This window comes from Cupriavidus sp. MPR-AND1C (genome assembly GCF_058809705.1).
The window spans coordinates 1-24228 of sequence record NZ_JBXASU010000050.1; the positions used below are offsets into that span (position 1 = coordinate 1).

General features: G+C 65.0%; 20 protein-coding genes and 1 pseudogene. 2 read left to right on the forward strand and 19 right to left on the reverse strand.

The features are described from left to right. From AC1RWI_RS23800 to AC1RWI_RS23870, 15 genes and pseudogenes are all read right to left on the reverse strand, one after another. On the reverse strand, window positions 1-700 hold a 700-nt coding region (locus AC1RWI_RS23800; RefSeq protein WP_492869181.1), incomplete at its 3' end, for an aspartate/glutamate racemase family protein. Between the two features lie 141 nt (window positions 701-841). Continuing rightward, the gene (locus tag AC1RWI_RS23805) at window positions 842-1762 is read right to left on the reverse strand and encodes an alpha/beta fold hydrolase (RefSeq protein ID WP_492869183.1); all 921 of its coding nucleotides are present in this window, start codon (window positions 1760-1762) and stop codon (window positions 842-844) included. A 92-nt stretch (window positions 1763-1854) separates the two neighbouring features. After that, window positions 1855-2757, reverse strand: coding sequence for an SDR family oxidoreductase (locus AC1RWI_RS23810; protein WP_043346611.1), 903 nt, complete (start codon window positions 2755-2757; stop codon window positions 1855-1857). Between the two features lie 54 nt (window positions 2758-2811). Next, the gene (locus AC1RWI_RS23815) at window positions 2812-3747 is read right to left on the reverse strand and encodes a glutathione S-transferase family protein (protein ID WP_043346612.1); all 936 of its coding nucleotides are present in this window, start codon (window positions 3745-3747) and stop codon (window positions 2812-2814) included. 206 nt (window positions 3748-3953) lie between these two features. Further along, the gene (locus AC1RWI_RS23820) at window positions 3954-4775 is read right to left on the reverse strand and encodes an SDR family oxidoreductase (RefSeq protein ID WP_492869185.1); all 822 of its coding nucleotides are present in this window, start codon (window positions 4773-4775) and stop codon (window positions 3954-3956) included. A gap of 4 nt (window positions 4776-4779) precedes the next feature. Further along, window positions 4780-5634, reverse strand: a complete 855-nt coding sequence (locus AC1RWI_RS23825) for a class II aldolase/adducin family protein (protein WP_492869187.1) — start codon at window positions 5632-5634, stop codon at window positions 4780-4782. Window positions 5635-5699: 65 nt separating this feature from the next. After that, entirely contained in the window at window positions 5700-6710 is a 1011-nt protein-coding gene (locus AC1RWI_RS23830) for an NADP-dependent oxidoreductase (RefSeq protein WP_043346621.1), read from the reverse strand. A 107-nt stretch (window positions 6711-6817) separates the two neighbouring features. Continuing rightward, on the reverse strand, window positions 6818-8194 hold the full coding sequence (locus AC1RWI_RS23835) for a serine hydrolase domain-containing protein (RefSeq protein ID WP_492869189.1): 1377 nt from the start codon (window positions 8192-8194) through the stop codon (window positions 6818-6820). A gap of 96 nt (window positions 8195-8290) precedes the next feature. Further along, window positions 8291-8734 (reverse strand): PaaI family thioesterase, encoded by a 444-nt coding sequence (locus tag AC1RWI_RS23840; protein ID WP_043346623.1) that lies wholly within the window; start codon window positions 8732-8734, stop codon window positions 8291-8293. A gap of 91 nt (window positions 8735-8825) precedes the next feature. Beyond that, window positions 8826-9608: an SDR family oxidoreductase gene (locus AC1RWI_RS23845; RefSeq protein WP_043346625.1), complete on the reverse strand. Its 783-nt coding sequence runs from the start codon at window positions 9606-9608 to the stop codon at window positions 8826-8828. 70 nt (window positions 9609-9678) lie between these two features. Continuing rightward, window positions 9679-11529: an acyl-CoA dehydrogenase gene (locus AC1RWI_RS23850; RefSeq protein WP_043346627.1), complete on the reverse strand. Its 1851-nt coding sequence runs from the start codon at window positions 11527-11529 to the stop codon at window positions 9679-9681. Window positions 11530-11747: 218 nt separating this feature from the next. After that, window positions 11748-11888: pseudogene (locus tag AC1RWI_RS23855) on the reverse strand (phenylacetic acid degradation protein); the annotation flags it as partial. Between the two features lie 35 nt (window positions 11889-11923). After that, complete coding sequence (locus AC1RWI_RS23860) at window positions 11924-13102, reverse strand: acetyl-CoA C-acyltransferase (RefSeq protein ID WP_043346629.1); 1179 nt, start codon at window positions 13100-13102, stop codon at window positions 11924-11926. A 128-nt stretch (window positions 13103-13230) separates the two neighbouring features. Beyond that, window positions 13231-13866: a bifunctional nicotinamidase/pyrazinamidase gene (gene pncA, locus AC1RWI_RS23865; protein WP_043346630.1), complete on the reverse strand. Its 636-nt coding sequence runs from the start codon at window positions 13864-13866 to the stop codon at window positions 13231-13233. 91 nt (window positions 13867-13957) lie between these two features. Further along, window positions 13958-16039, reverse strand: a complete 2082-nt coding sequence (locus tag AC1RWI_RS23870; protein WP_043346634.1) for a 3-hydroxyacyl-CoA dehydrogenase NAD-binding domain-containing protein — start codon at window positions 16037-16039, stop codon at window positions 13958-13960. Between the two features lie 493 nt (window positions 16040-16532). Between AC1RWI_RS23870 and AC1RWI_RS23875 the strand changes: the two genes are divergently transcribed. Continuing rightward, window positions 16533-18068, forward strand: a complete 1536-nt coding sequence (locus AC1RWI_RS23875) for an amino acid permease (protein ID WP_492869193.1) — start codon at window positions 16533-16535, stop codon at window positions 18066-18068. Between the two features lie 178 nt (window positions 18069-18246). Here the strand turns inward: AC1RWI_RS23875 and AC1RWI_RS23880 are convergent, their stop codons facing one another. The 4 genes from AC1RWI_RS23880 to AC1RWI_RS23895 form a co-directional block, all read right to left on the reverse strand. Beyond that, window positions 18247-19572 (reverse strand): dicarboxylate/amino acid:cation symporter, encoded by a 1326-nt coding sequence (locus AC1RWI_RS23880; protein ID WP_144409891.1) that lies wholly within the window; start codon window positions 19570-19572, stop codon window positions 18247-18249. 398 nt (window positions 19573-19970) lie between these two features. After that, window positions 19971-20933 (reverse strand): threo-3-hydroxy-L-aspartate ammonia-lyase, encoded by a 963-nt coding sequence (locus AC1RWI_RS23885; RefSeq protein ID WP_043346642.1) that lies wholly within the window; start codon window positions 20931-20933, stop codon window positions 19971-19973. Between the two features lie 28 nt (window positions 20934-20961). Further along, window positions 20962-21933 (reverse strand): ornithine cyclodeaminase family protein, encoded by a 972-nt coding sequence (locus AC1RWI_RS23890; RefSeq protein WP_492869195.1) that lies wholly within the window; start codon window positions 21931-21933, stop codon window positions 20962-20964. Further along, a complete protein-coding gene (locus tag AC1RWI_RS23895; RefSeq protein ID WP_492869197.1) occupies window positions 21923-22564 on the reverse strand; it encodes a helix-turn-helix transcriptional regulator in 642 nt (213 codons plus the stop codon). The genes AC1RWI_RS23890 and AC1RWI_RS23895 overlap by 11 nt, the downstream gene beginning before the upstream one ends. 231 nt (window positions 22565-22795) lie before the next feature. On the opposite strand from AC1RWI_RS23895, the gene AC1RWI_RS23900 reads away from it, so the two are divergent. Further along, complete coding sequence (locus AC1RWI_RS23900) at window positions 22796-24169, forward strand: esterase-like activity of phytase family protein (RefSeq protein ID WP_043346653.1); 1374 nt, start codon at window positions 22796-22798, stop codon at window positions 24167-24169. Window positions 24170-24228: the final 59 nt, after the last annotated feature.

Genomic DNA, 24228 nt, shown 5'->3' on the forward strand with positions numbered 1-24228 from the left:
CCACCACCCCCTCCAACGCCAGCCCCACCGCAGCCTGCGCATGCAAAGCCGTGGTATCGAACACCGGCAGCGCCACGTCATCCTGCCCGATCAGCAGCGCGATCTCGGTGCAGCCCAGAATCACCCCGCCCACGCCCTGCGCCTGCAAGCTGCCGATGATGCGCCGGTACACATCGCGCGAGGCGTCGCGCACGATGCCGTGGCATAGCTCGTCGTAAATGATCGCGTGGACCAGCGCGCGGTCGGCGGCGTCCGGGACCACGACTTCGATGCCGTGCTTGTCCTGCATGCGGCCGCGATAGAAGTCCTGCTCCATGGTGAAGGCCGTGCCAAGCAAGCCCACGCGCGGGATGGCGGCGGCGCGCAATGCTTGCGCGGTGGGATCGACGATGTGGAGAAAGGGAATGTCGAGCGCGGCTTCCAGGACGGGGGCCACCCGGTGCATGGTGTTGGTGCAGAGCAGCACGAAATCCGCGCCGGCGGCCTGTACCTGCAGGGCGGCTTGCCGCATGGCTTCGCCGAGTTCGTCCCAGCGTTGCGCGTGCTGCAGTGCCTTGATCTGCTCGAAGCTGACCGTGACCATGACGCTGCGCGCGTTGTGGTGGCCGCCGAGACGTTGTTTCATGTCCTGGTTGATCAGGCGGTAGTACTCGGCCGAGGATTCCCAGCTCATGCCGCCGATCAGTCCGATCGTCTTCATCTTGACCTTCCTTGCGCACCGGCGCCGTCGAATCAGGTCAATGTAGCAGCAGGCGCCGCCCCGCCCCATGCACACTGCGGCGGGTTCCGACCGGGCCAGCGCAGGCGCGCATGCCTGACGCGGCCTGGCATGCACGACAAATCAGGGCAAAGCGCTCCGGATCAACAGGTTGATGCGCTCCGGCTGCTCGTGGATGACCCAGTGGGTGCCATCCGGAATGCGTTCCAGCCGCATGTCCGGGATGAACTTGTCCAGGCCATCCAGCAGGCTCTTGGGCAGCGCGGTGTCGCGCTCGCCCCAGACCACCAGCGTTGGCACGCGCACGGTGAAGGCGGCGGGATCGAGCCTGGAGATATCGGGAGGCGTCTCGCCAGGGCCCGGCGGATGCATGGGCGACGCGCGGTAATAGTTCACACCGCCAGTCAGCGGGTGAGAGCCGCCGGCGCCGGGCTGCGACCAGGCCGCGTGGTATTTCTCGCGGGTCTCGCCGGTAAACCAGGGCGCGGGCTGCTTGCCCTGCCCATTCAGGAAGCCCTCGAGCTTGGCGAAGCCGTCCGCCGCCAGCGCTTGTTCCGATCCCGGCTCGCGCAGCCAGTTCATGTAGGCCGACGCGGCTTGCTGCTGGGGATCGCTGGTCAGCGCCTTGGCAAACACATAGGGATGCGGCGAATTGATGATGACCAGCCGCTCCACCATCTGCGGAAACTGGATGGCGAGGTTCCAGCAGATTGCCCCGCCCCAGTCGTGCGCCACCACCACGCAACGCGAGTAGCCCAGCGCGTTGATGAACTGGACCAGGTCCTCGACGATGTGGCGGGGACGGTAGGCCTCGACTTGCGCGGGCTTGCTGGAGAGGTTGAAGCCGCGCAGGTCCGGCGCCACGGCGAAGTGGGTCTTGCCGAACTCGGCCAGCTGGGCTTCCCACTCGTACCAGAACTCGGGAAAGCCATGCACGAACAACACCAGCGGCTTGCCGCGCTCGCCGGCGCTGGCGTAGTGCAGGCGCGTGCCATTGGGCAAGGTGGCGTACTGCAGATGGCGAATGACTGCAGGTTTGGTCATGAATTCCTCCCTTGCCGCAATGGCTGTCTCTGGCTGTCTGTGGCTGTCTCTGGTGGACTTGCTGCTGGCCGCACCTGGCGGCTCCCCCTCGGTTATCCGCGCAAGGCGGCGATGAGCCCGGCGCGCACTTCCGGCTTGTCGGCGAACGGGTCGCTTGGGTTGCGTTGGCCAATGATATCTTCGAAGCGCTGCCGCACGGGATCCAGTTGCTGCGGATGCGAGTAAATATAGAAGCCGTTGTCGCGGATGGCGTCGAAAGTAAGTTGTGCCACTTCGGCGGCCGTGACCTTGCCCGAACTGACCGCTTTGTCCGACATGGCTTGCGACACCAGTTGCGAGCGCGTGGGCGGAGCGTCATTGGCCAGCCCGGCCGGCCGGTTGCGGCCCGATTGCGTGATGCCGGTCGGCACGAAATACGGGCACAGCACCGAGCAGCGCACCTGCTCGCTGACCAGGCTGAGATCCTGGTACAGCGATTCGGACAGGGAAACCACGGCGTGCTTGGAGACGTTGTAGACGCCCATCGCGGGCGGGCTGAGCAAGCCGGCCATGGAGGCCGTATTGACGATATGGCCTTCGAACGACGGGTCCTTGGCCGCGGCCGCGAGCATCAGCGGGGTAAAGATGCGCACACCGTGGATCACGCCAAAGAGGTTGACGCCCAGCACCCACTCCCAGTCGCGCTCGGTGTTTTCCCACATCAGGCCGCCCGCGCCCACGCCGGCGTTGTTGAACAGCAGGTTGACCTGGCCAAAGGTGGCGATGGCGGCATCGGCCAGCGCCTGCACCTGCTCGGCCTTGGACACATCCACGCGCACGCCGATCACCGGCACGCCTTGCGCCTTGAACTCCGCCACGGTGGCATCCAGCGCGTCCTCCTGCACGTCGGCCAGCACCAGCTTCATGCCGAGTCCCGCACCCAGCTTGGCGAATTCCTTGCCGAAGCCCGATGCACCGCCGGTGATCACAGCCACCTTGCCTTGGAATTGCTTCATGTTGTCTGCCTCTCGTTGCTTTCGTTGTGATGGGATTGCCTTGCCGCGCGGGTCTTAGCCCGCGTGCTGCACTTGATAGCCTTGGCGCGGGAAATGCACGTTGACCGCGCCTGCACGCGGGTCCTGGCGGCGCAAGGTGGCACGGTGGGCGTCCAGCGCCACCAGCACGCCGGCCACGGGATCGCGCGCGTAGTCCGTTGGCGTCACGGTGACCGCATCGCCCGCTTCGAAGCCGCTGCCGGCAGCCACCCCGCCAGGCAACGCTGCCGGATCGGCGTACCGTGCCACCTCCAGCGCCGACGCCGCGCTGACCACCCGCACCGTGCCATGGCCAAAGGCCTTCATGCGCGCATACCAGGCTTGCACCGCCGGATACGCATCCAGCAGCCTGGCCAGCTCGCTGGCGCGCTGGATGAACCAGACATTGTGGTACAGCGAAAAATCCGCCACCGACAGCTCGGCCCCGGCCACATGCGCCACGCCTGCATTAAATTGCTGCTCGAGCCGCCCGAAGGTTTCCTGCAGCATGGCGATGGCCTCGGGCAGCGGCATGCGCAGCGCATTGGTATCGCCACGCATGGCCTTGCGATCTGCCGAGAAAGCCTGCATTTGCGCCGGCGTGAGGTGGCCCAGCATGCTTTGCGCGCCGGCCGGCTGGAACAGGTAGGTGACGGCGGCGGTAAACAGCGCGGTATCGATCCAGCCAGCGACCAGGCGCGTGGTGGCGGCTTGCGCGGCAGGATAGAGCGGGCACGCGGGCGCCGCGCTGTCGATCACCTCGCAGATCAACGCGGTGTCGCAATAGATGTCGGCCCCCACCTGCAGGATCGGGGTGCGGCGGTAGCCGCCGGTCAGCGCCACCACGTCTGGCTTGGGCATGATGGGCGGGATTTCCACCGCTTGCCACGCTAGGCCCTTCGCGCCCATCAGCAGGCGGATCTTCTCGGAGAACGGCGACGTTGCGTACTGGTGAAGGATAAGGTCTGCCATGGTGTCGGAATCGCTTGTGTTGCCAGTCTGAAGCCAATCTATCGCCAATCTATAACCAGATTGAACTCAGGCTGAAATTTCTCTTATGCCTGCTGCCGGTGCGTCGGGCGGATGCCGCCACGGCTATCAGCAAGGCGCGTGCCTGTTATTGCTCGATCTCTTCTGTCACGCCGTCGTGCTGCCACGCTCTCACGCTCTCAACCGCACTACCGCCCCGTTTGCTTCAGCGCCTTGAGCGCCATGTTCTCGACCAGGCGCGGCGCCAGCAGCTTAAGCCACAGCCCAAGCCGGCCCTTGCCGGTCATCACCAGTTCGCGCTTGCGCGCGGCCATGGCTGCCAGCATCTGGCGCGCGCATTCCTGCGCGCTCATGGCCCCCTCCTCGCGCAGCCGGCTCTCGCCCAGTGGGCGGCCGTCGGGGCCGAAGCCATTGATGCGCGTATCGGTCGCCACCACGCCGGGGAACACCACGCACACATCCACGCCGGAGCCGCGCAGCTCGGCCCGCAGCGCCTCGCAGAATCCCGCCAGCGCGAACTTGCTGGCCGAGTAGGCGGTACGGCCCGGCACGCCGATCTTGCCAGCCAGGCTGGACACCGCCACCATCAGGCCGCCGCGCTCCCGCAGGTGCGGCAGCGCCTCGCGCGTGCACCACATGGCGCCGAAGTAGTTCACGCGCATGACCTGCTCGTAGTAGCTGTAGTCCGATACCTGTTCGAAGTAGCCGTGGGCGGACACGCCGGCATTGTTGACCAGCACGTCGAGCCCGCCATACTGCGCCACCACCGTGGCCACCAGCCGCCGGCAGTCAAACTCGTCGGACACGTCGACGCGCCACACGCCGACGTCGGCGGCCGGGTGCTGGCGGCGGATGCGCTCCGCCAGCGCCTGCAGCAGGTCCACACGGCGCGCCGCCAGCGCAAGCCGTGCACCCTGGCGCGCCAGCAGCAGGGCCAGTTCGGCGCCAATGCCGTCGGACGCGCCGGTGATCAGCACGACCTTGCCAGTGAATGGAGCAAAGGCGGCCATGACTTCAATCCAGCAGGTCGGGCTGTTCCTTGACGATGCGGGCATACAGCGGCTGGAACTGGAACCAGCCCGCCTGCGCAGTGCCAACGATCGAGTACGCCTGGCGCGCTGCGGCGTCGGAGATCACCTTCAGCGGCGCATTGGTGCGCGCGGCGGCGGCCTCGGCCAGCAACTGCACCTGGCATGAGCGCTCCATGGTGATGAACCACCAGGCGGCTTCGTCCACCGTCTTGCCCACCGTCAGCAGGCCATGGTTCTGCAGGATCGCGGCCTTGTTGCTGCCCAGCGCGTTGGCGATGCGCTGGCCTTCGTCCAACTCCACCACCACGCCGCCGAAATCGTCATAGAGGGCATGGTCGTTGTAGAAGGCGCACACGTCCTGCGTCAGCGGGTCGAGCGTGCGGCCCAGCGTGGACCAGGCACGGCCATAGGTGCTATGCGAGTGCGCGGCGGCGACCGCGTCTTCACGGGTCTGGTGCACGCGCGAATGGATGGCGAAGGCCGCGGCGTTGACCGGGTAATCGCCCTCCACCACGTCGCCATGGTGATCGCAGCGGATCAGGTTGGACACCTTGACCTGGCTGAAATGCACGCCGAACGGGTTGACCCAGAACGTATCCGGGAACTCGGGATCGCGCGCGGTGATGTGGCCGGCCACGCCCTCGTCAAAGCCGAACTTGGAAAACAGCCGGAAGGCCGCGGCCAGCCGCTGCTTGCGGTGCAGGCGCTCCTCTGCCGGTGTATCGAACTTCGGCGGGCGCGGCAGTACGCGGTACTTGGCCTTGACCGCTTCGGACAGGCCGGCGGCCATTTCGTCCTGGTCGGCCTGGGGCCTGGTGCTTTGTGCAGGGGCATTCATGGGGAATCTCCTTGTTTGACCGCTGCCGCGCGCAGGCATCGAGGCGGCGCGCGGCAACTACGGACTTAAACCAGCTTGACCAGTTGCTTGCCGAAATTCTTGCCCTTGAGCAGGCCCATGAAGGCTTCCGGCGCGCTCGCCAGGCCTTGCGCGACGCTCTCGCGGAACTTGAGCTTGCCTTGCGCCACCGCGGTGCCCAGCTCTTGCAGCGCTTGCGGCCACACGTCCATGTGCTCGGACACGATAAAGCCTTCCACGGTCAGGCGCGACACCAGGATCAGCTGCGGGTTCTTCAGCGGCATCGGCTGGCCATCGTAGCCGGCGATCATGCCGCAGATGGCGATGCGCCCAAAGGCGTTCATGCGGGCCAGCACGGTGTCGAGGATCTCGCCGCCGACGTTCTCGAAGTAGCCATCCACGCCGTCCGGGGTGGCTTCCTTGAACATCGTGTACAGCGCCTTGCTGTCCTTGGCCGCCTTGTAGTCAACACAGGCATCGAAGCCGAGTTCATTGACCACGTAGTCGCACTTGTCCTTGCCGCCGGCAAAGCCGACCACGCGGCAGCCCTGGAGCTTGGCCAGCTGGCCCACCACGCTGCCGACCGCGCCGGAGGCCGCGCTCACCACGATGGTCTTGCCGGCCTTCGGCTGGATGATCTTGTTCAGGCCATACCAGGCCGTGACGCCGGGCATGCCGACCGAGCCGAGGTAGGCCGACAGCGGAATATGGGTGGTATCGACCTTCTGGATGCCGATGCCATTGGTGACGCCCATTTCCTGCCAGCCGAACATGCCGACCACCTTGTCGCCGACTGCGTACTTGGGATTCTTCGTCGCCACGATCTCGCCAACCGTGCCGCCGATCATCACGTCGCCCAGCGGCTGCGGGGTAGCGTACGACTTGCCTTCGTTCATGCGGCCGCGCATATACGGATCGAGCGACAGGAAATGATTGCGGACCAGCACCTCGCCTTCGCCGATCTCGGGCACAGGCACCTCTTCCAGGCGGAAGTTGTCAGGGGTCACGGCGCCAGTGGGACGCGATGCCAGGACGATGCGCTTGTAGGTGTTCGACATGATGGCTTCCTTACAGTGAAATGGACAAGGACACTCGCCCTTTGTCGCTCGTTGTCGTTCGTTGTGGGTAGTTGCCAGCTAGCTGGTCAGCTTGCCGGCTTGTTTGGTTATTTCATCAATGACAGCGCCAGTGCCCGATACGCGCGATGCGTGACGGGGTCGTTGGCGCCGTTGGCGGCGATGGGATGCGAGGCGTAGCGCACGATGGTGAGCTCCGCCTTGGGATCGACGTAGATACGCTGGCCGTGGATGCCGCGCGCCTCGAACACGCCGTGGTCGTCGTTCGAGACCCACCACATCGAGCGGTAGCTCCAGCCGGGCAAGGTGGCATAGCCAGCCTTGGCAAACTTGCCGGGATCGCCGCCGCGGCGGATGTCCGCCACCACTGCGGCCGGGATGACCTGCTGGCCATTGAAGCGGCCGCCGTTGCGCATGGTCTCGCCAAAGCGGGCCAGGTCGCGCAGCGTAGTGTTCAGGCCGCCGCCACCGGACTCGCTGCCGATGCTGTCCACCATGAAGTAGGCATCGTTCTCCGCGCCCATTTTTTGCCAGACGCGCTCGGAGAGCAGCCTGGCCAGCGACTGCCCGGACACGCGCTTGACGATCCAGGCCAGGACTTCGGCATTGACCGTCTTGTAGGCGAAGACCTGGTCATGCTCGCCGTCCTTCTTCAAGGTGGCCAGGAATTCGTAGAACGTCCTGGGTCCGGCATAGCCGGGCTCGAGCGGCATCATGCCGCCGGCGCGGCTGTAGTCCCAGATCTCGGCCTTGGGATCGGCGTAATTCTCCGAGTACTTGACGCCCACCGTCATGTCCATGACTTCGCGCACGGTCGCATCGCCGTAGGCGGTGCCCGCCATCTCCGGCAGGTAGCGCGTAACGGGCGCGGCGGGGTCCAGCTTGCCGTCCGCCACCAGCATGGCGGCCAGCGTGCCGACGAAGGACTTGGTGACCGACATGGCGATGTGCGGCGTATGGTCGTCCAGCGCGCCGAAGTACTTCTCATAGACGATCCGGCCCTTGTGCATCACCAGGATGCCGTCGGTATAGGTCAGGCCGAGCATGTCGCTGAACGTGCGGCGGGTGCCGTCGGCATCGGTAAACGGCACGCCACCGATATCGCGCTCGGCACGCGGCAGTGCCGAAACCGGGCCGCGCCCGTGCCAGACCGAGGCCGTCGGGACCAGTTCGCGGATATGCGAAAAGCTCCAGCGCGTGCGCGGAAAGCCGTTGCTGGCAGGGGTGAAGCTGATGACCTTGGCGGCTGCGGGAGGAAAGCCCTGCATCCAGCCCGCCGCAACGGGATCGGTGGCGGCCGCGTCCGGGAACACCGGCGCGGCAGGCGCCGCAACCGGCGCGCCGGCCGAAGGAACAGGTGCATTCTGGGCTTGGCCCGGCTGATACATGGCAAGGGCTCCTGCGCCGAAGGCGGCGAGCACGGTCAGTTTCAATCGCCGCGTGGCGACAATCCGTTCAAACAGCATCTTGTCTCCTTTTTTTTGTTTTACAGCTGCTGCGCGCCGCCGGCTCTGGCGGCCCTGCCGGTCTTATGGCTGATATCCCTTCTCCGTCCCGCGGCCTCAGCCGTCCGCGCCGGTATCCGAAGCGCCGCTTGCCGCCCGCTGCGGCGGCACGCGCTTGACGAACTTGAACGTGCCCGACCCGCGCGACACGGTCTTGCCATCGGCGTCGACGATCTCCGCCTCGCAAAAAGCCATGGTGCTGGTACGGTGCACGCACAGGCCGCGGGCGATGAGCTTGCCGCGGCCGGGCGCCATGAAACTGGTCTTCATCTCGATGGTCACCACCCCGCGGCCATCGGGATCGGCGCCGCGACCGGCGATGGCCATGGCCACGTCGAGCAGCGTCATCAGCACGCCGCCATGGGCCATGTCCCAGCTGTTCTGGTGACGCGTTTCCAGCGCCAGTTCGATCTCGCTGCCCTCCTTGTCCATGCGGGTGCATTGCACGCCGAGATCGGCAAGGAAAGGAATCTTGAGGGGAAATCCGTTGGTTTTGGTCATGATTGCTAGTGTGGCGAAGACGATACGGCTGGCCGGCCGGCGCGGCGGAACGCCCCGCCCCGCATGAGCCAACCGCATTGGAGCATGGACTTTATACCGCGCTCACGCCGCCATCCACCGCCAGCACCTGGCCGGTGATGTGCTTGCCGGCGGCGCTGGCAAACAGCAGCGCCGCGCCCTTCAGGTCTTCGTCGTCACCCAGCCGGTGCAGCGGTACCGATGCGCACATGGCCTCCACCCCAAGGCGGTCCAGCGAGCCCTGCGTCATCTTGGAGGGGAAGAAGCCCGGCGCCAGCGCGTTCACCGTGATATTGTGCTCGCCCCACTCGGCCGCCAGCGTGCGGGTGAAGTTCACCACCGCGCCCTTGGAGGTGTTGTAGGCAATGGTTTCCATCGATCCCGGCGGGTTGCCCGCCAGGCCGGCGATGGAGGCCACGTTGATGATGCGGCCATAGCGGCGCGGAATCATCGACAGCTTGCCGATGCGCTGCGACAGCAGGAACACGCCGCGGATATTCAGGTTCATCACCTTGTCCCACGCTTCTACCGGGTGATCTTCGGCAGGCGCGCCCCACGTGGCGCCGGCATTGTTGACCAGGATGTCGATATGGCCCAGCTTGGCCAGGGCCTCGTCGGCCAGACGCACGATATCCGCATCGCGCGCGCCGTCGGCGGCGATCCACTCGGCATCGATGCCCAGCGCCTTGAGGTGGGCTTGCGCCGCTTGCAGCTCATCGGCCTTGCGCGCCGACAGCACGATGCGCGCGCCCTGCTCGCCAAGCGCTTCGGCGATCTGCAGGCCAAGCCCGCGCGAGCCGCCGGTGATCAGTGCCGTCTTGCCCGTCAGGTCGAACAATTGCTGGATGGTGTTCATGGTGTCTCCCGATTGGTTTTGACGCGCGCAGCAAGGTGCGCGCGCTCGATGATCTTGTGCCGGGCGCCGGTCAGAACCAGGCGTCCTGCATATCCAGCGTGGTGCGGTCCAGCGACGCCAGCAGGTCGAGCTGCGGGCCCACCTTGGGCAACTCCCAGCGGAAGAAATACGCCGCTGCCGCCAGCTTGCCGCGATAGAAGTCCTGGTCCTCCTGGCTCCTGGCGCCAGCAAGCGCGGCCTGCGCCACCAGTTCCTGCTCCAGCCACGTCCACGACAGCACGACATGACCGAAGGCCTCCAGGTAGACCGAGGCGTTGGCCAGCGTCACCGTGGCGTCGCCCGCCGCCCACAACGCCTGCGTGACTTGCGCCACGCGCTTGACGGCGGCGCCCAGCGCCTTGGCGTGGCTACCCAGCTCGGCATCGCCGCTGGCCAGGGCGCGGCCGATGGTGGCCTGGATCTCTTCGCCCAGCACGTTGAAGGCCGCGCCGTCCTTCATCACCACCTTGCGGCCCAGCAGGTCCAGGCCCTGGATGCCGTGCGTGCCTTCATGGATCGGGTTGAGGCGGTTGTCGCGGTAGAACTGCTCGACGTTGTATTCGCGGGTGTAGCCGTAGCCGCCATGCACCTGGATGGCCAGGTTGTTGGCTTCCAGGCACCACTGCGACGGCCAGCTCTTGGCGATGGGCGTGAGGATATCGAGCAGCAGTGCCAGGCGTTCATGCTCCGCACCCTCCGCCGCACGCTCCTGGTCCACCAGTTGCGCGCAATACAGGTTGAGCGCCAGGCCGCCTTCCACATAGCTCTTCTGCGCCAGCAGCATGCGGCGGATGTCCGCATGCTCGACCAGCCGCACCTGCGGGCTGGCCGGATCCTTGCCCCCAGGGCCGATCGGGCGGCCTTGCGGGCGGTTGCGCGCGTAGTCGACCGAGTGCAGGTAGCCGGTATAGCCCAGCATGACTGCGCCCAGGCCAACGCCGATGCGGGCCTCGTTCATCATATGGAACATGCAGGCCAGGCCCTTGTGCGCCTCGCCCACCAGGTAACCAATGGCACCCGCCTTGCCGCCCGGTTTGTACTTCATGCCTTCGCCGAAGTTCAGCAGGCAGTTGGTGGTGCCGCGATAGCCCATCTTGTGGTTCAGACCGGCCAGCACCACGTCGTTGTGCTCCCCCAGGCTGCCGTCTGCGTTGACCAGGTACTTCGGCACGATAAACAGCGAGATGCCCTTCACGCCCGGGATCAGCTTGCCGTCCGGGCCGGGGATCTTGGCCAGCACGAGGTGGACGATATTGTCGGAGAGCTCATGCTCGCCGGCCGAAATCCACATCTTGTTGCCGCGCAGGCGGTATTGCTGGCCGAGCGGCGATTCGCCCTCATAGTCGGCGCGCGTGGTGATGTCCGACAGCGACGAGCCGGCCTGCGGCTCGGACAGGCACATGGTGCCGAAAAAGCGGCCTTCCATTTCCGGCTTGACGAAGGTCTCCACCTGCGCCGGCGTGCCGTGCGTGAGCAGCAGGTTGGCGTTGCCGATGGTCAGGAAGGGGTAGGAACTGGTGCCGACGTTGGCGCCCTTGAAGTAGGCAAAGCCGGCCTTCTCCACCACCACGGGCAGTTGCATGCCGCCGATGTCGTAGTCCTGCCCGGCGGCCATCAGGCCAGCCTCGCAGAAGGCCTTCAGCGCAGTCTTGACCTCGGGGATGATGCTGACGGTCTCGCCGTCGAAATGCGGCTCTTGCTGGTCGTTCTTCTTGTTATGCGGCGCGAACAGGTCGGCGGCGATCTTCTCGCAGGTATCGAGCGCGGCGTCGAAGGTCTCGCGGGAATGGTCGGCGTAGCGCGGAATGCGGGTCAGCCCCTCGACCTTGAGCCATTCGTACAGCACGAAGTTCAGGTCACGGCGGGAAAGGATCAGCGACATGGCAGGAAACGGCTCCCAGACTGAAAGGGAAATTCAAAGATGCGCGACCCGGCGGCGGCTGCATCAACTGCAAGCCTCGCGGCGGGGATCGTCGCTGTCTCCACAACGGCACGCTCTCGTGGCGCACCGCGAATTCTGTATCTCTAAATGGCGCGGGGAAAGAAAAAGGCGCTCGCGCGCCCGTCTCTTTCCTGCCGTGCTCAGCTACCTTCGCCCAGGCGGGCGATCAGCGTGTCGCCGATCGCCGGACGCAGGTAGTTGATCTTGTACTCGGAGGTCGCCACCGGCGCGGCCAGATCGGCGCCGACCATCACCGAGAAGGGCTGGCTGGCCAGCACCTCCCGGCCATGGGCCAGCATCGGGTCGGCGGAATCGCTCACGGTACCGGGCCGCCTCAGAAGACTTCGAACAGTCCGGCAGCACCCTGGCCGCCGCCGATGCACATGGTCACCACCACGTACTTCGCGCCACGGCGCTTGCCTTCGATCAGCGCATGGCCGACCAGGCGGGCACCCGACACGCCATAGGGATGGCCCACCGCGATGGCGCCGCCATTGACGTTCAGGCGGTCCATGGGGATGCCCAGGGTGTCGGCGCAGTACAGCACCTGCACGGCGAAGGCTTCGTTCAGCTCCCACAGGCCGATGTCGGCCACCGTCAGGCCAGCCTTCTTCAGCAGCTTGGGCACCGCGAACACCGGGCCGATGCCCATTTCGTCAGGCTCGCAGCCGGCCACGGCAAAGCCGCGGAACGCGCCCAGCGGCTGCAGGCCGCGGGCCTCGGCCACCTTCGAATCCATGACCACGACCGCCGAAGCACCGTCGGAGAACTGCGATGCATTGCCTGCCGAGACCACGCCGCCGGGCATGGCGGTGCGGATCTTCGACACGGCTTCCAGCGTGGTATCGCCGCGGATGCCTTCGTCGGCCGAGACCGTGACTTCCTTGGTCATCAGCTGGCCGGTCGCCTTGTCGGCCACGCCGGCGAGCACCGTGATCGGCACGATTTCATCGTTGAACTTGCCGGCTTCCAGGGCGGCGAAGGCGCGCTGCTGGCTGCGCACGCCGTATTCGTCCTGGCGCTCGCGCGAGATGTTGTAGCGCTTGGCCACGTTCTCGGCGGTTTGCAGCATGTTCCAGTAGATTTCCGGCTTGTTCTTGGTCAGCCAGTTTTCCTGGATCATGTGGCGGTTCATTTCCTGCTGCACGCAGGAGATGCTCTCCACGCCGCCGGCCACGAAGATGTCGCCTTCATCGGCGATCACGCGTTGCGCGGCCATGGCGATGGTTTGCAGGCCGGACGAGCAGAAACGGTTCACGGTGGCGCCGGGCACGGTAACCGGGCAGCCCGCGCGCAGCGCGATCTGGCGCGCGATATTGGCGCCGGTGGCGCCTTCCGGGTTGGCACAGCCCATCAGCACGTCTTCCACTTCGCCGGCGTCGATCTTGGCGCGCGCAATGGCGTGCTGGACCGCATGGCCGCCCAGGGTCGCGCCGTGGGTCATGTTGAAAGCACCCTTCCAGCTCTTGGCCAGGCCGGTACGTGCGGTGGAAACGATGACTGCCTCTTTCATGTCTTGCTCCTCGGTATCTCTGGTATCTGGTGACCTGCGGCGTGCGTTCACGTCCGGCAGTGTCATGCAATATGTCGTTGGCTGGGTTCAGCCGTGTCAGCTTGGCTTGGCTTGGCGATTCTTCGGGTTCAGGACAACAGCGCGGCCGATTGCATGCGTCGCACGCCCGCGGCTTCCAGGTCTTGCCGCGCACGCGCCAGTGACCCGTCGAGGTCGATGGCGCGGCAGGCATCCTCGACCACGACGGCCTCGAACCCCGCCGCGCGGGCATCCAGCGCGCTCCAGGCAACGCAGTAATCCGTTGCCAGTCCCACGCAAAACACCCGGCGCACGCCACGCTCGCGCAGATAGCCCGCGAGCCCCGTCGGGGTAGCGCGGTCGGCCTCCATGAAGGCCGAGTAGCTATCCACCTCGCGGTGATGGCCCTTGCGGATCACCATCTGCGCATGCTGCACTTCCAGCCCGGCATGCAACGCCGCGCCGTGGGTGCCCTGCACGCAATGCGTGGGCCACAGGACTTGCTGGCCATAGGGCAACGCCACGGTCTGGAACGGCTGCGTGCCGGCATGGTTGGCGGCAAACGAAACGTGATCGGCGGGATGCCAGTCCTGGGTCAGCACCACTCGTGCAAACGCCGTCGCGAGACGGTTGATCACAGGGACGACTTCATCGCCATGCGCCACGGCAAGCGCGCCGCCCGGCATGAAGTCGTTCTGCACGTCGATGACCAGCAGGCAATCTTCGGGGCCGTATTGCTTGGCCATGCCGCTACTCCTCGCTTGGTGACCGGTTTGCGATCCGTGATGAGAACCCCGCGCGGCCTGACTGCGCCGCGCGAAATCGCCTTGGCTGTGCTTAGCCGTTGAAGCCCTTGCCCTCGGCCGCCAGCTTGACCAGCAGCGGGGCTGCTTGCCAGGCTTCGCCGTGGTAGCCCTTGGCATAACGCGCCATCGACTGCGCCACATTGAACAGGCCAACCTGGTCCGCGTACAGCATCGGGCCACCGCGGAACAGCGGGAAACCGTAGCCGGTCAGGTAGACCATGTCGATATCCGAGGCCTTGGAGGCAATGCCTTCCTCCAGGATCTTGGCGCCTTCGTTGACCAGCGCGAACACCAGGCGCTCGACGATTTCCTCATCGGAGATCTTGCGGCGGGTGATGCCCAGGTCCTTGGAATGCTGCACGATCATGTCGTTGACCTGCTGGTTCGGGTACGGCTTGCGGTCGCCCGCCTTGTAGTCGTACCAGCCCGCGCCGGTCTTCTGGCCATAGCGGCCCAGTTCGCACAGCAGGTCGGCGGTCTTGGAGTACTGGATTTCCGGCTTGTCGATCGCGCGGCGCTTGCGGATCGCCCAGCCGATGTCGTTGCCGGCCAGGTCGCCCATGCGGAACGGGCCCATGGCAAAGCCGAACTTCTCGATGGCCTTGTCCACCTGCTCCGGCAGCGCGCCTTCGTCCAGCAGGTAGCCAGCCTGGCGGCTGTACTGCTCGATCATGCGGTTGCCGATAAAGCCGTCGCACACGCCCGATACCACGGCGGTCTTCTTGATCTTCTTGGCGAGCTGCATGACGGTTGCCAGCACGTCCTTGCCGGTCTTTTCGCCGCGCACCACTTCCAGCAGCTTCATCACGTTGGCCGGGCTGAAGAAGTGCATGCCGACCACGTCTTGCGGACGTTTGGTGAAGGAGGCGATCTTGTTGACGTCCAGCGTGGAGGTGTTCGAAGCCAGGATCGCGCCCTGCTTCATCACTTCATCCAGCTTCTTGAAGACGATTTCCTTGACGCCCATTTCCTCGAACACGGCCTCGATGACCATGTCCGCGTCCTTGATCTCGTCATAGGACAGCGTGGTGGTCAGCAGGCCCATGCGCTGCTCGACCTTCTCTTGCGTGAGCTTGCCCTTCTTGGCGCTGTTTTCGTAATTCTTGCGGATCGTGGCCACGCCGCGGTCCAGCGCTTCCTGCTTGGTTTCCAGCATGATCACCGGCACGCCGGCGTTCAGGAAGTTCATGGTGATGCCGCCGCCCATGGTGCCGGCGCCAATCACGGCGACCCGCTCGATCTTGCGGGTTGCCGTGCCTTCCGGCACGTCAGGAATCTTGCTGGCAGCGCGTTCGCCAAAGAAGGCGTGGCGCAGCGCGCGCGATTCCGGCGTGGTGATCAGGTACATGAAGCCTTCGCGCTCGGCCTTCAGGCCAGCTTCGAACGGCTTGAGCGAGGCGGCCACGGCATCCACGCACTTCAGCGGCGCCGGGAAGTTCTTGGCAACGGCTGCCACGGTATTGCGCGAGAAAGCGATAAAGCCTTCCGCGTTCTCGTGCTTGACCTTCAGGTCGCGGACCTTGGGATACGGGCCGGGGTTGGCCGCCGCCGTCTTGGCAAAAGCCACGGCCGCGGGCAGCACGTCACCGTCGACGATCTCGTCGAACAGCTTGGTGCCGGCGAATTTCTCGCTGGGGATGGCGTTGCCCGACACGATCATGTTCAGGGCGGCTTCCAGGCCGATCACGCGCGGCAGGCGCTGCGTGCCGCCGGCGCCGGGCAGCAGGCCCAGCTTCACTTCCGGCAGGGCGATCTGCGCGCCCTTCGAAGCCACGCGGTAGTTACAACCCAGCGCCAGTTCCAGGCCACCGCCCATGGCGACGGAATGGATCGCCGCCACAACGGGCTTGCTCGAACCTTCCACGACCTTGATCACCGAGTGCAGCGTCGGCTCCTGGGTGGCCTTGGGCGTATTGAATTCACGGATGTCGGCGCCGCCCGAGAAGGCTTTGCCAGCGCCGGTAATGACGATGGCCTTGACGGCCGCATCGTCCAGCGCACGGGTCATGCCTTCGACGATGCCAAGCCGGGTGCTCAGACCCAGGCCATTGACGGGGGGATTGTCGAGCGTGATGACGGCAACGCCGTCCTGAACCTGATACTGCGCTGTCATGCTGGTTCCTTTGGTAACTAGAACTAGAAGTTGTCTCGGGATTCGAATTCTCGAATTATGTTTTTCCGCGGGGCCCCAAACCACCGCCCGGCCACCGGGGAAGGACCCTCGGCCGGTGCCCACCCTATCGCGAGCGGATCAAGCATACACAAAATAGCACGGTCGTTCAATTTCATTTTGGGGCTTCGCTGGCACTCCCATGCGCCTCGTTCATGGCGGATCTCGCCGGCGTGCATTCAGGCTGCCAAAAGGTTGCCAAAGGCCACCAAAACACTAGGGTAAGCCCGGAGTTTCATGGCCCATGCAGCACATTACCCCACCCCTGAAGATTACCTCTAGTCACAGTAGGCGACTTTCCTGACATAAACTGCCCCAACCCTCGGATTTACCCGCATAACCCGGTAAACTCGCGCCCTTTGCCCGCACGGGCGCCCCACAAGGCGTCGCCCGCGCCGAAGCCGCGGCCCCGCCCGCCGAAGTCCCAGTGACCCTGATGTCTTCCCATTCCCATCCCCATCCTCACCAGCACCCCGTCGTCGAGCACGACGACCTGCAGCGCAAGCTCAAGGCCCGCCACCTGACCATGATCGCCATCGGTGGCGCGGTCGGCACCGGGCTGTTCGTGGCCTCCGGCGCGTCGATCTCCCAGGCGGGACCCGGTGGCGCACTGCTGATGTACTGCCTGATCGGCCTGATGGTGTACTGCCTGATGACCAGCCTGGGCGAGCTCGCCGTGCATATGCCAGTGGCCGGCTCTTTCGTCACCTACAGCGCGCTGTACGTAGAAGAAGGCTTTGGCTTCGCGCTTGGCTGGAGTTACTGGTTCAGCCTCGCAGTCACGATTGCCGTGGAGCTGGCGGCGGCGCAACTAGTGATGCAGTACTGGTTTCCGCACGTCTCCGGCGTAGTGTGGAGCGCAGGATTCCTGCTGCTGATGTTTGGCCTCAATGCCTTTTCGGTACGCGGCTTCGGTGAGGCCGAGTACTGGTTCGCGCTGATCAAGGTGGCCACGATCCTGATCTTCCTGGCGGCAGGCCTGATGATGATCTTCGGCATCATGCAGGGCGGCCCGCAGTCCGGCTGGCACAACTTCACGCTGGGCGATGCGCCCTTCGTTGGCGGCATCCCCGCCATGTTCGGCGTGGCCATGATTGCCGGGTTCTCCTTCCAGGGCACGGAAACGGTCGGTGTGGCCGCCGGCGAAGCCGCCGACCCGGCACGCACCATTCCGCGCGCCATCCGCCAGACCTTCTGGCGCATCCTGCTGTTCTACGTGCTGGCGATCCTGATCATTGGCGTGCTGATCCCCTACACCGATCCCAGCCTGCTGCGCAACGACGTCACCGACATCGGCGTCAGCCCCTTCGCGCTGGTGTTCCGCCACGCTGGCCTGGCCTTCGCCGCCGGCCTGATGAATGCCGTAGTGCTGACCGCCCTGCTCTCCGCCGGCACCTCCAGCATGTACGCCTCCACCCGGATCCTTTACGGGCTGGCGGTCAGCGGGCGGGCGCCGCGCGCGCTGGCGCGGCTCTCGGCCAACGGCGTGCCCTACGTCGCGCTGTTCGCCACCACCGCCGTCGGCGCCCTGTGCTTCCTCAGCTCGCTGTTTGGCGACAAGGCGGTCTACCTGTGGCTGCTGAACACGTCCGGCATGACTGGCTTTATCGCCTGGCTGGGTATCGCCATTAGCCACTACCGCTTTCGCCGGGGGCTGGTGCACCAGGGCTACAAGCCGTCCGACCTGGCTTACCGCTCGCCGCTCTACCCGTTTGGCCCCCTCTTTGCCATCGTGCTGTGCGTGGTGATCGTGCTCGGCCAGAACTACCAGGCCTTCTCCGACGTGCGCGGGCGCTGGCTGGAGATTGTCGGCACCTATATCGGCGTGCCGCTGTTCCTGGTTCTCTGGCTTGGCTATCGGCTGGTCAAGAAGACGCGGCTGATCGACTATGAAGATATGCCGTTCAACTGCAAGCGGGCAGCGGAGGCAGGACCGGCTGCAGCTTCACTGCCCAGGCACTCAGCGGGCTAGCCACGCGCGCCGCGTTGGGGGCTGGGATTGCAACGGCGTGCGAATGCCGGTGCCAGGCGGGCCAGCGGCTAGACGCACTAAAACCCACCCCTCTCTAGATGTGTCGCTTGATCGCCTTGAGAGGGGGCTTGCAAGAGCATGCCCGGCATTCTCATAAGCAAATTGCTTTTCCGTGCGATCAAGCCATGCGCGCCGGGGAAGGTATCGCTGGTGCGACCGGTTCGCCGTGACCGGCGGCCACATCGACGCAGAGCGGGTCGAACTCTTCCTCGGTACCCAGCTCCCCTTCCCATTTGGCAACGACGGCAGTGGCAATGCTATTGCCCAGGACATTGGTCGCCGTGCGGCCCATATCCAGGAACTGATCGATTCCCATCACCAGCAACAGGCCGGCCTCCGGCAAGCCGAACATCGGCAAGATGGCGGCCACCACCACCAGCGAGCCGCGCGGGACCGCGGCCATGCCCTTGCTGCTGACCATCAGGATCAGCAGCATGGTGATCTGGTGCCCGAGCGACATATGGATATCGAAGGCCTGCGCGATAAAGACCGCCGCGAACGCCTGATACACCATGGAACCGTCGAGGTTGAAGGAGTATCCCAGCGGCAGGACAAAGCCGACCAGGCGCTTGTTCACCCCGAAGCGCTGCAGCCGCTCGATCATCTTCGGGTAAGCCGCCTCGCTGCTGGCGGTGGAAAAGGCAATCATCATGGGTTCGCGGATACCCTTTGCCAGATCGAACATGCGCCCCTTGAGAACCACATATCCCGCGATAAAGAGCACGGCCCACAGGGTAAGCAAAGCGAGATAGAACGCGCCAATGAACTTGCCATAGGTCACCAGTACGTCAAGGCCCTGCACGGTGATGGCCGCGGCAAGCGCCGCAAAGATGCCGGCCGGCGCGAACAACATCACCGCATTCGTGACGCGCAGCATCACGTGCATCAGTTCGTCGACGGACCGCTTCAGGAATTGGCCCGAGCTGCCGGTCGTCTTGCCCAGCGCAATGCCGAAGAAAAGCGAAAAGATCAGGATCTGCATGATCTCGTTGGTCGCCATGGCCTCGAAGAGGCTCTTCGGGAAAATATGCGTGACGAACTCTTTCAGGTTGAGCGCGCTGGTCTTGAGATTCGTGCTTGCGCCAGCGTCCGGCAGGACCATGTTCAGGTTGACACCGGGTTGCGCCAGGTTCACGAACAGCAGTCCGATGCTGAGCGACACGAGTGACGCGAGGATGAACCATGTCAAGGCCTTGGCGCCGATGCGGCCAATCGTCTTGGTGTCGTCCATGCTCGCGATGCCCGAGACCAGGGTCGCAAACACGAGCGGGGCGATGATCATCTTGATCATGCGCAGGAAAATCTCGGTGATGATCGAGAAATTCCCGGCAATCGTCTTGGCAGCTGCCGCGTCTGCCGCCATGCGGTGACAGGCATAGCCGACGATGACACCCAGGACCATGCTGAGCATGATCCTGCGGGTAAGTCTGTTAGTGGTTTTCAAAGCTTCGCCTCCTGGCCAGTTTCCAATATCGACGCGCAGTGCATTCCGCCCATGTCGATAAGACAGATTATCCAACACTAGACAAAACGTCAACACGATGAAAACCCGGAGTGTTTCGGCAAGCCGAGCGCACAGCGCCGGTGGCAAGCGCATGCCTCCTGGCAACGGCAGCAAAGCGGAAACAATGGAGGGGATGGCCAGAGCGAGGCCAGGCAAGCAATGGCGATACCGGGGGGGATTCCCGGTGAAGGCAAACGCCATCGCGCGCGGCCTGATGGACAGGCGCACGCGGATGGCGATCGGCAGGAATGGCGCCCCCGGCATCATGCCGACGGCGCCACGCGGCATGGCCGGGCGGTGCCATGCGCACCGCCCGGCCCGCGCGCGGAACGGGTCAATCAGCCAGCAAGCAACGCCGCGAACCGGTCGATATCGATGTTCCCGCCGCTGATGAGGACACCCACGCGCTTGCCTTGCAGTTCGGCCTTCATGGCACGCACAGCGGCAAAGCCGAGGCAGCCGGTGGGTTCCACCACCAGCTTCATGCGCGACGCGAAAAAGCGCATGCAGTCGACCAGCTCGTCGTCGGTCGCGGTAACGATGTCATCGACATCGCGGCGAATGATCTCGAACGTGTAGTTGCCAAGGTGCTGCGTCTGCGCGCCGTCGGCGATGGTCTTGGGGGTCTCGATATGCACGATCGAGCCAGTGCGAAACGACTGCTGGCCGTCGTTGCCAGCGGCAGGCTCCACGCCATAGATCTTGCATTGGGGAGACAGCGCCCGCGCGGACAACGCGGACCCGGAAAGCAGCCCGCCGCCGCCAAGGCAGACGAACAGGGCATCGAGTTCGCCGGTTTCCTCGAACAACTCCTTGGCCGCGGTACCCTGCCCGGCGATGACATCCGGGTGGTCATACGGCGGGATCAGGGTCAGGCCATGTTCCTCGGCCAGCTTCCGGCCGATGGCCTCGCGATCTTCCGTATAGCGGTCATAGATGACCACCTTGGCGCCGTAGCCCCGGGTCGCGGCCACCTTGGCGGCCGGCGCATCATGGGGCATTACGATCGTTGCAGGGATGCCGAGAATCGACGCCGCCAGCGCAATACCTTGCGCGTGATTGCCCGACGAGTAAGCCACCACCCCCGCCCGCCTCTGGCGCTCGTCGAACTTCGAGACCGCATTGAAGGCGCCACGAAACTTGAAGGCGCCCATGCGCTGCAGGTTCTCGCACTTGAAGAAGAGCTCCGCGCCCACGTCCTTGTCCGCGGTGCGCGAGCGCATGACGGGGGTGCGGTGCGCGTATCCCTCAATCCGCGCAGCGGCGGCTGACACATCATCAAAGGTCGGTAGATTCAGCATGGTCGTAAGTCTCGTTTGAGTAAAAAGGCTACCAGGGCCAGTGGATGCTGGTGCCAGCTTGCGCGGTGGCGGCTCGCCGCTGGAGCAGGCGCGCCACCGTCAGGTCCTGCAACGCCAGGCCTGTCATATCGAAGACGGTGATGTCGGTGTCGTGGCGCTCAACTTGCACCTTGCCGCCCAGCACGTCGCCGATTTCCGTGCAAGGCGTGTCCGGCGCCCACTGCGTCTCGCCAATCTGGCGGGCCTGGACCCGATCGTCGACGAACAGCCGCGTGCGCGCCAGCAGGCCGTCGGGCAACTCGCGCTTGCCGCGCGTGTCCGCGCCCACGCAGTTCAGGTGCGTGCCTGGCTGCACGGCTTGCAGGTCGAACAGCGCACCGCCGCCAGGCGTAGCCGTGATCACTACGTCGCTGCCCGCCACCGCCGCATTGCGATCGGGGGCATGGGAGATCTCACAGCGCTCGGCAAAGGCGCGCTCGAACGCCGCGTCATGCTGGCCCGTCACCGTAACGTATTGAACCTGCTTGAGTGAGGGCAGCAGCGCCAGGGCAAACGTCAACTGAATCCGCGCCTGCACGCCCGTGCCGAACAGGCACAGGCGCTCGCTGTCCTGGCGTGCCAGCCACTGAAGCCCCAGGCCGCCGGCGGCACCGGTGCGCATCGTGGTGACGGCGTTGCCATCGATCATGCACACTGGCCGCCCGGTTGCCGGATCGATCAGCATGATCGTGGCCTGATGCGGCTCGCCGCCCACCTCGCGGTTGGCCGGCCAGAATCCGGCCGCCTTGAAACCCAGCAAGCCTTGCGACTGGACGTCGCCGGACTTGATGCCGAACACGCCACCGGTCGCCAGCGGCTCCCGAACCAGCGGAAAGACACGGCCCTCTCCCTCGCTATGCAGGGCAAAGGCTTCGCTCACCGCCTCCATGGCATCCGCCGGCTGCAGCAGTGACTCGACCTGGTTCTTGTCGAGCAGGAGCAAACGCGCTTCACTTCGCATAGCTATACACCGTAGCCCGCGACACGCCGAGATGCAGCGCCACGATTTCCATGGCGCGGCGCACCTCCATGAACCCCGCCTCCTTGAGCTCGCGCAGCAACGCACGCCTGTCTTCGGCCTTGAGGGATCGCGGCGTGGTGGCCAGCCGCGCGGCAAACTGGTCGATGCGGGCCCGGATGGCATCCGCGCCGGCCGGGTCGAGCGACTCCTTCATCGCCGCGCCGGCGTCCACGCTGCCGAACTGGCCCAACACGTTCTGCAAGCTGCGGAACAGCGTCAGGTCGACGTTCATGCACAGGGCTGCCACATAGCCCCCGGTCGAATCCTTGATGCCGATCGACGTGCTCTTGGCCTGCCGCCCGTCGGCGAACTGATTCGCATAATTGGCAATCACCTGCGGATACTCGGGGTCGGCGATCCGGGCAAGCCCCAGCTCGGTTGCGGGGTCTCCCACCTGGCGGCCCGACAGGTTGTTATGGATGGCGAGAATGGCGTGCTTGGGGTCCAGCAGATCGTGAACAACCACCTCGCAAAAGGGCGCGAAGGTCTCGCTCAAACCTTGAGCCACCTGCTTGAGTTGCTCGAGCAGCGCTTGCTGCTCGGGCGTGCGTTCTGGTGCGCGTTTTTTCATATGGACAGGTTATCCAAATGTAGACAATTCGTCAACACCAGGTTTGATACCAGGTTTGATCACAGCACTGACTGGGAAAAACCATGTCGTACCAAGAGAAAACCATGATCAGCGCGTGCGGCCATTGTCAGACCGAGACACTTGACTGTCACGCGAGCGTCACACCTTCATCACGCCACCGTCACGTGGCCCATGCATCGTAGCGGTCTTTCTACACCATTCTTCTCCTACATGCGCATCCTCCCGTCCGCGACCGTCGTTGCCGTTATCGCCGTCACCGCTGCGGCCTGGGCTCTGCCCGCCGCGGCCCAGGCCACAGCCCCTGCCGCGTACCCCGCCACCCTCGCCGGCCACGCCATCCTGCCCGCGCAGAGCTATATCGCCGCGCCCAAGGACGCGCCGCAGGACCTGCAGGAGAGCGGCAAGTTCACCACCGGCGCGCGCGTGGAAAAGATCGGCGCGGTGGAAGGCCAGTCGAACAACCGGCCGACGGGTGTGTCGCTGCCCTTCAAGGGCCAGCCGCTGCAAGGCCATTCCGGCATCAAGCACATGGCGGACGGCAGCTTCTGGGTGCTGACCGACAATGGCGCCGGCAGCAAGGCGAACTCGCCGGACTTCATGCTCTACCTGAATCACTACAAGGTGGACTTCAAGAGCGGCAAGCTCCATCGCCTGGGCACTGTGTTCCTGCACGATCCGGACAAGAAGGTGCCCTTCCGCGTCGTCCACGAAGGCACCAGGCAACGCTACCTGACCGGTGCGGACTTCGACACGGAAAGCTTCCAGTTCGCCGGCGGCGCGCTGTGGATCGGCGACGAGTTCGGGCCCTTCCTGATCAAGGCCGACCTGCAAGGCAAGGTGCTGGCCGTGTACGACACGCTGGTCGACGCAAAGGTTGTCCGCTCGCCGGACCATCCCGCCGTGACCACGCCGGGCGTGCCGGGCGGCGCTGTGGACTTCCAGGTCAAGCGCTCCAAGGGCTTCGAAGGCATGGCCTCGTCGCCGGACGGCAGCAAGCTCTACGCGCTGCTGGAAGGCCCCGTGTGGAACGCCGAAGCCAAGGATTTTGAGCGTATCGGCGGCAAGGAAGCCCTGCGGGTGCTGGAGTTCGACACCCAGGCCGGCAAGTGGACGGGCCGCTCTTGGAAGTACCCGCTGGAAGCCAATGGCAACGCCATCGGCGACTTCAACATGATCGACGCCAGCACCGGCCTCATCATCGAGCGCGACAACGGCGAAGGCACGGCCGACAAAGCCTGCCCCGAAGGCCAGAAGCGCAACGACTGCTTCGCGGATATCGCCAAATTCAAGCGCATCTACAAGATCGAACTGAGCGACGCCAACGCGGGCGGCGCGGTGCGCAAGATCGGCTACATCGACCTGCTCAATATCGCCGACCCCGACAAGCTGGCCCGCAAGCCGCTCAACGAAGGCGTGCTCAAGTTCCCGTTCTTCACCATCGAGAACGTGGATGTGGTCGACCCGACCCATATCGTGGTCGGCAACGACAACAACCTGCCCTTCTCCAGCAGCCGCGAGCCTAACAAGGCCGACGACAATGAACTGGTGCTGCTTGAGGTCGGTGAGTTCCTGAGGGCGAAGTAATTGGCCTCAGGGCAGTGCCGGCGCACGAGCCGGCATGGATGGGTGTCCCGGGCTAGCGA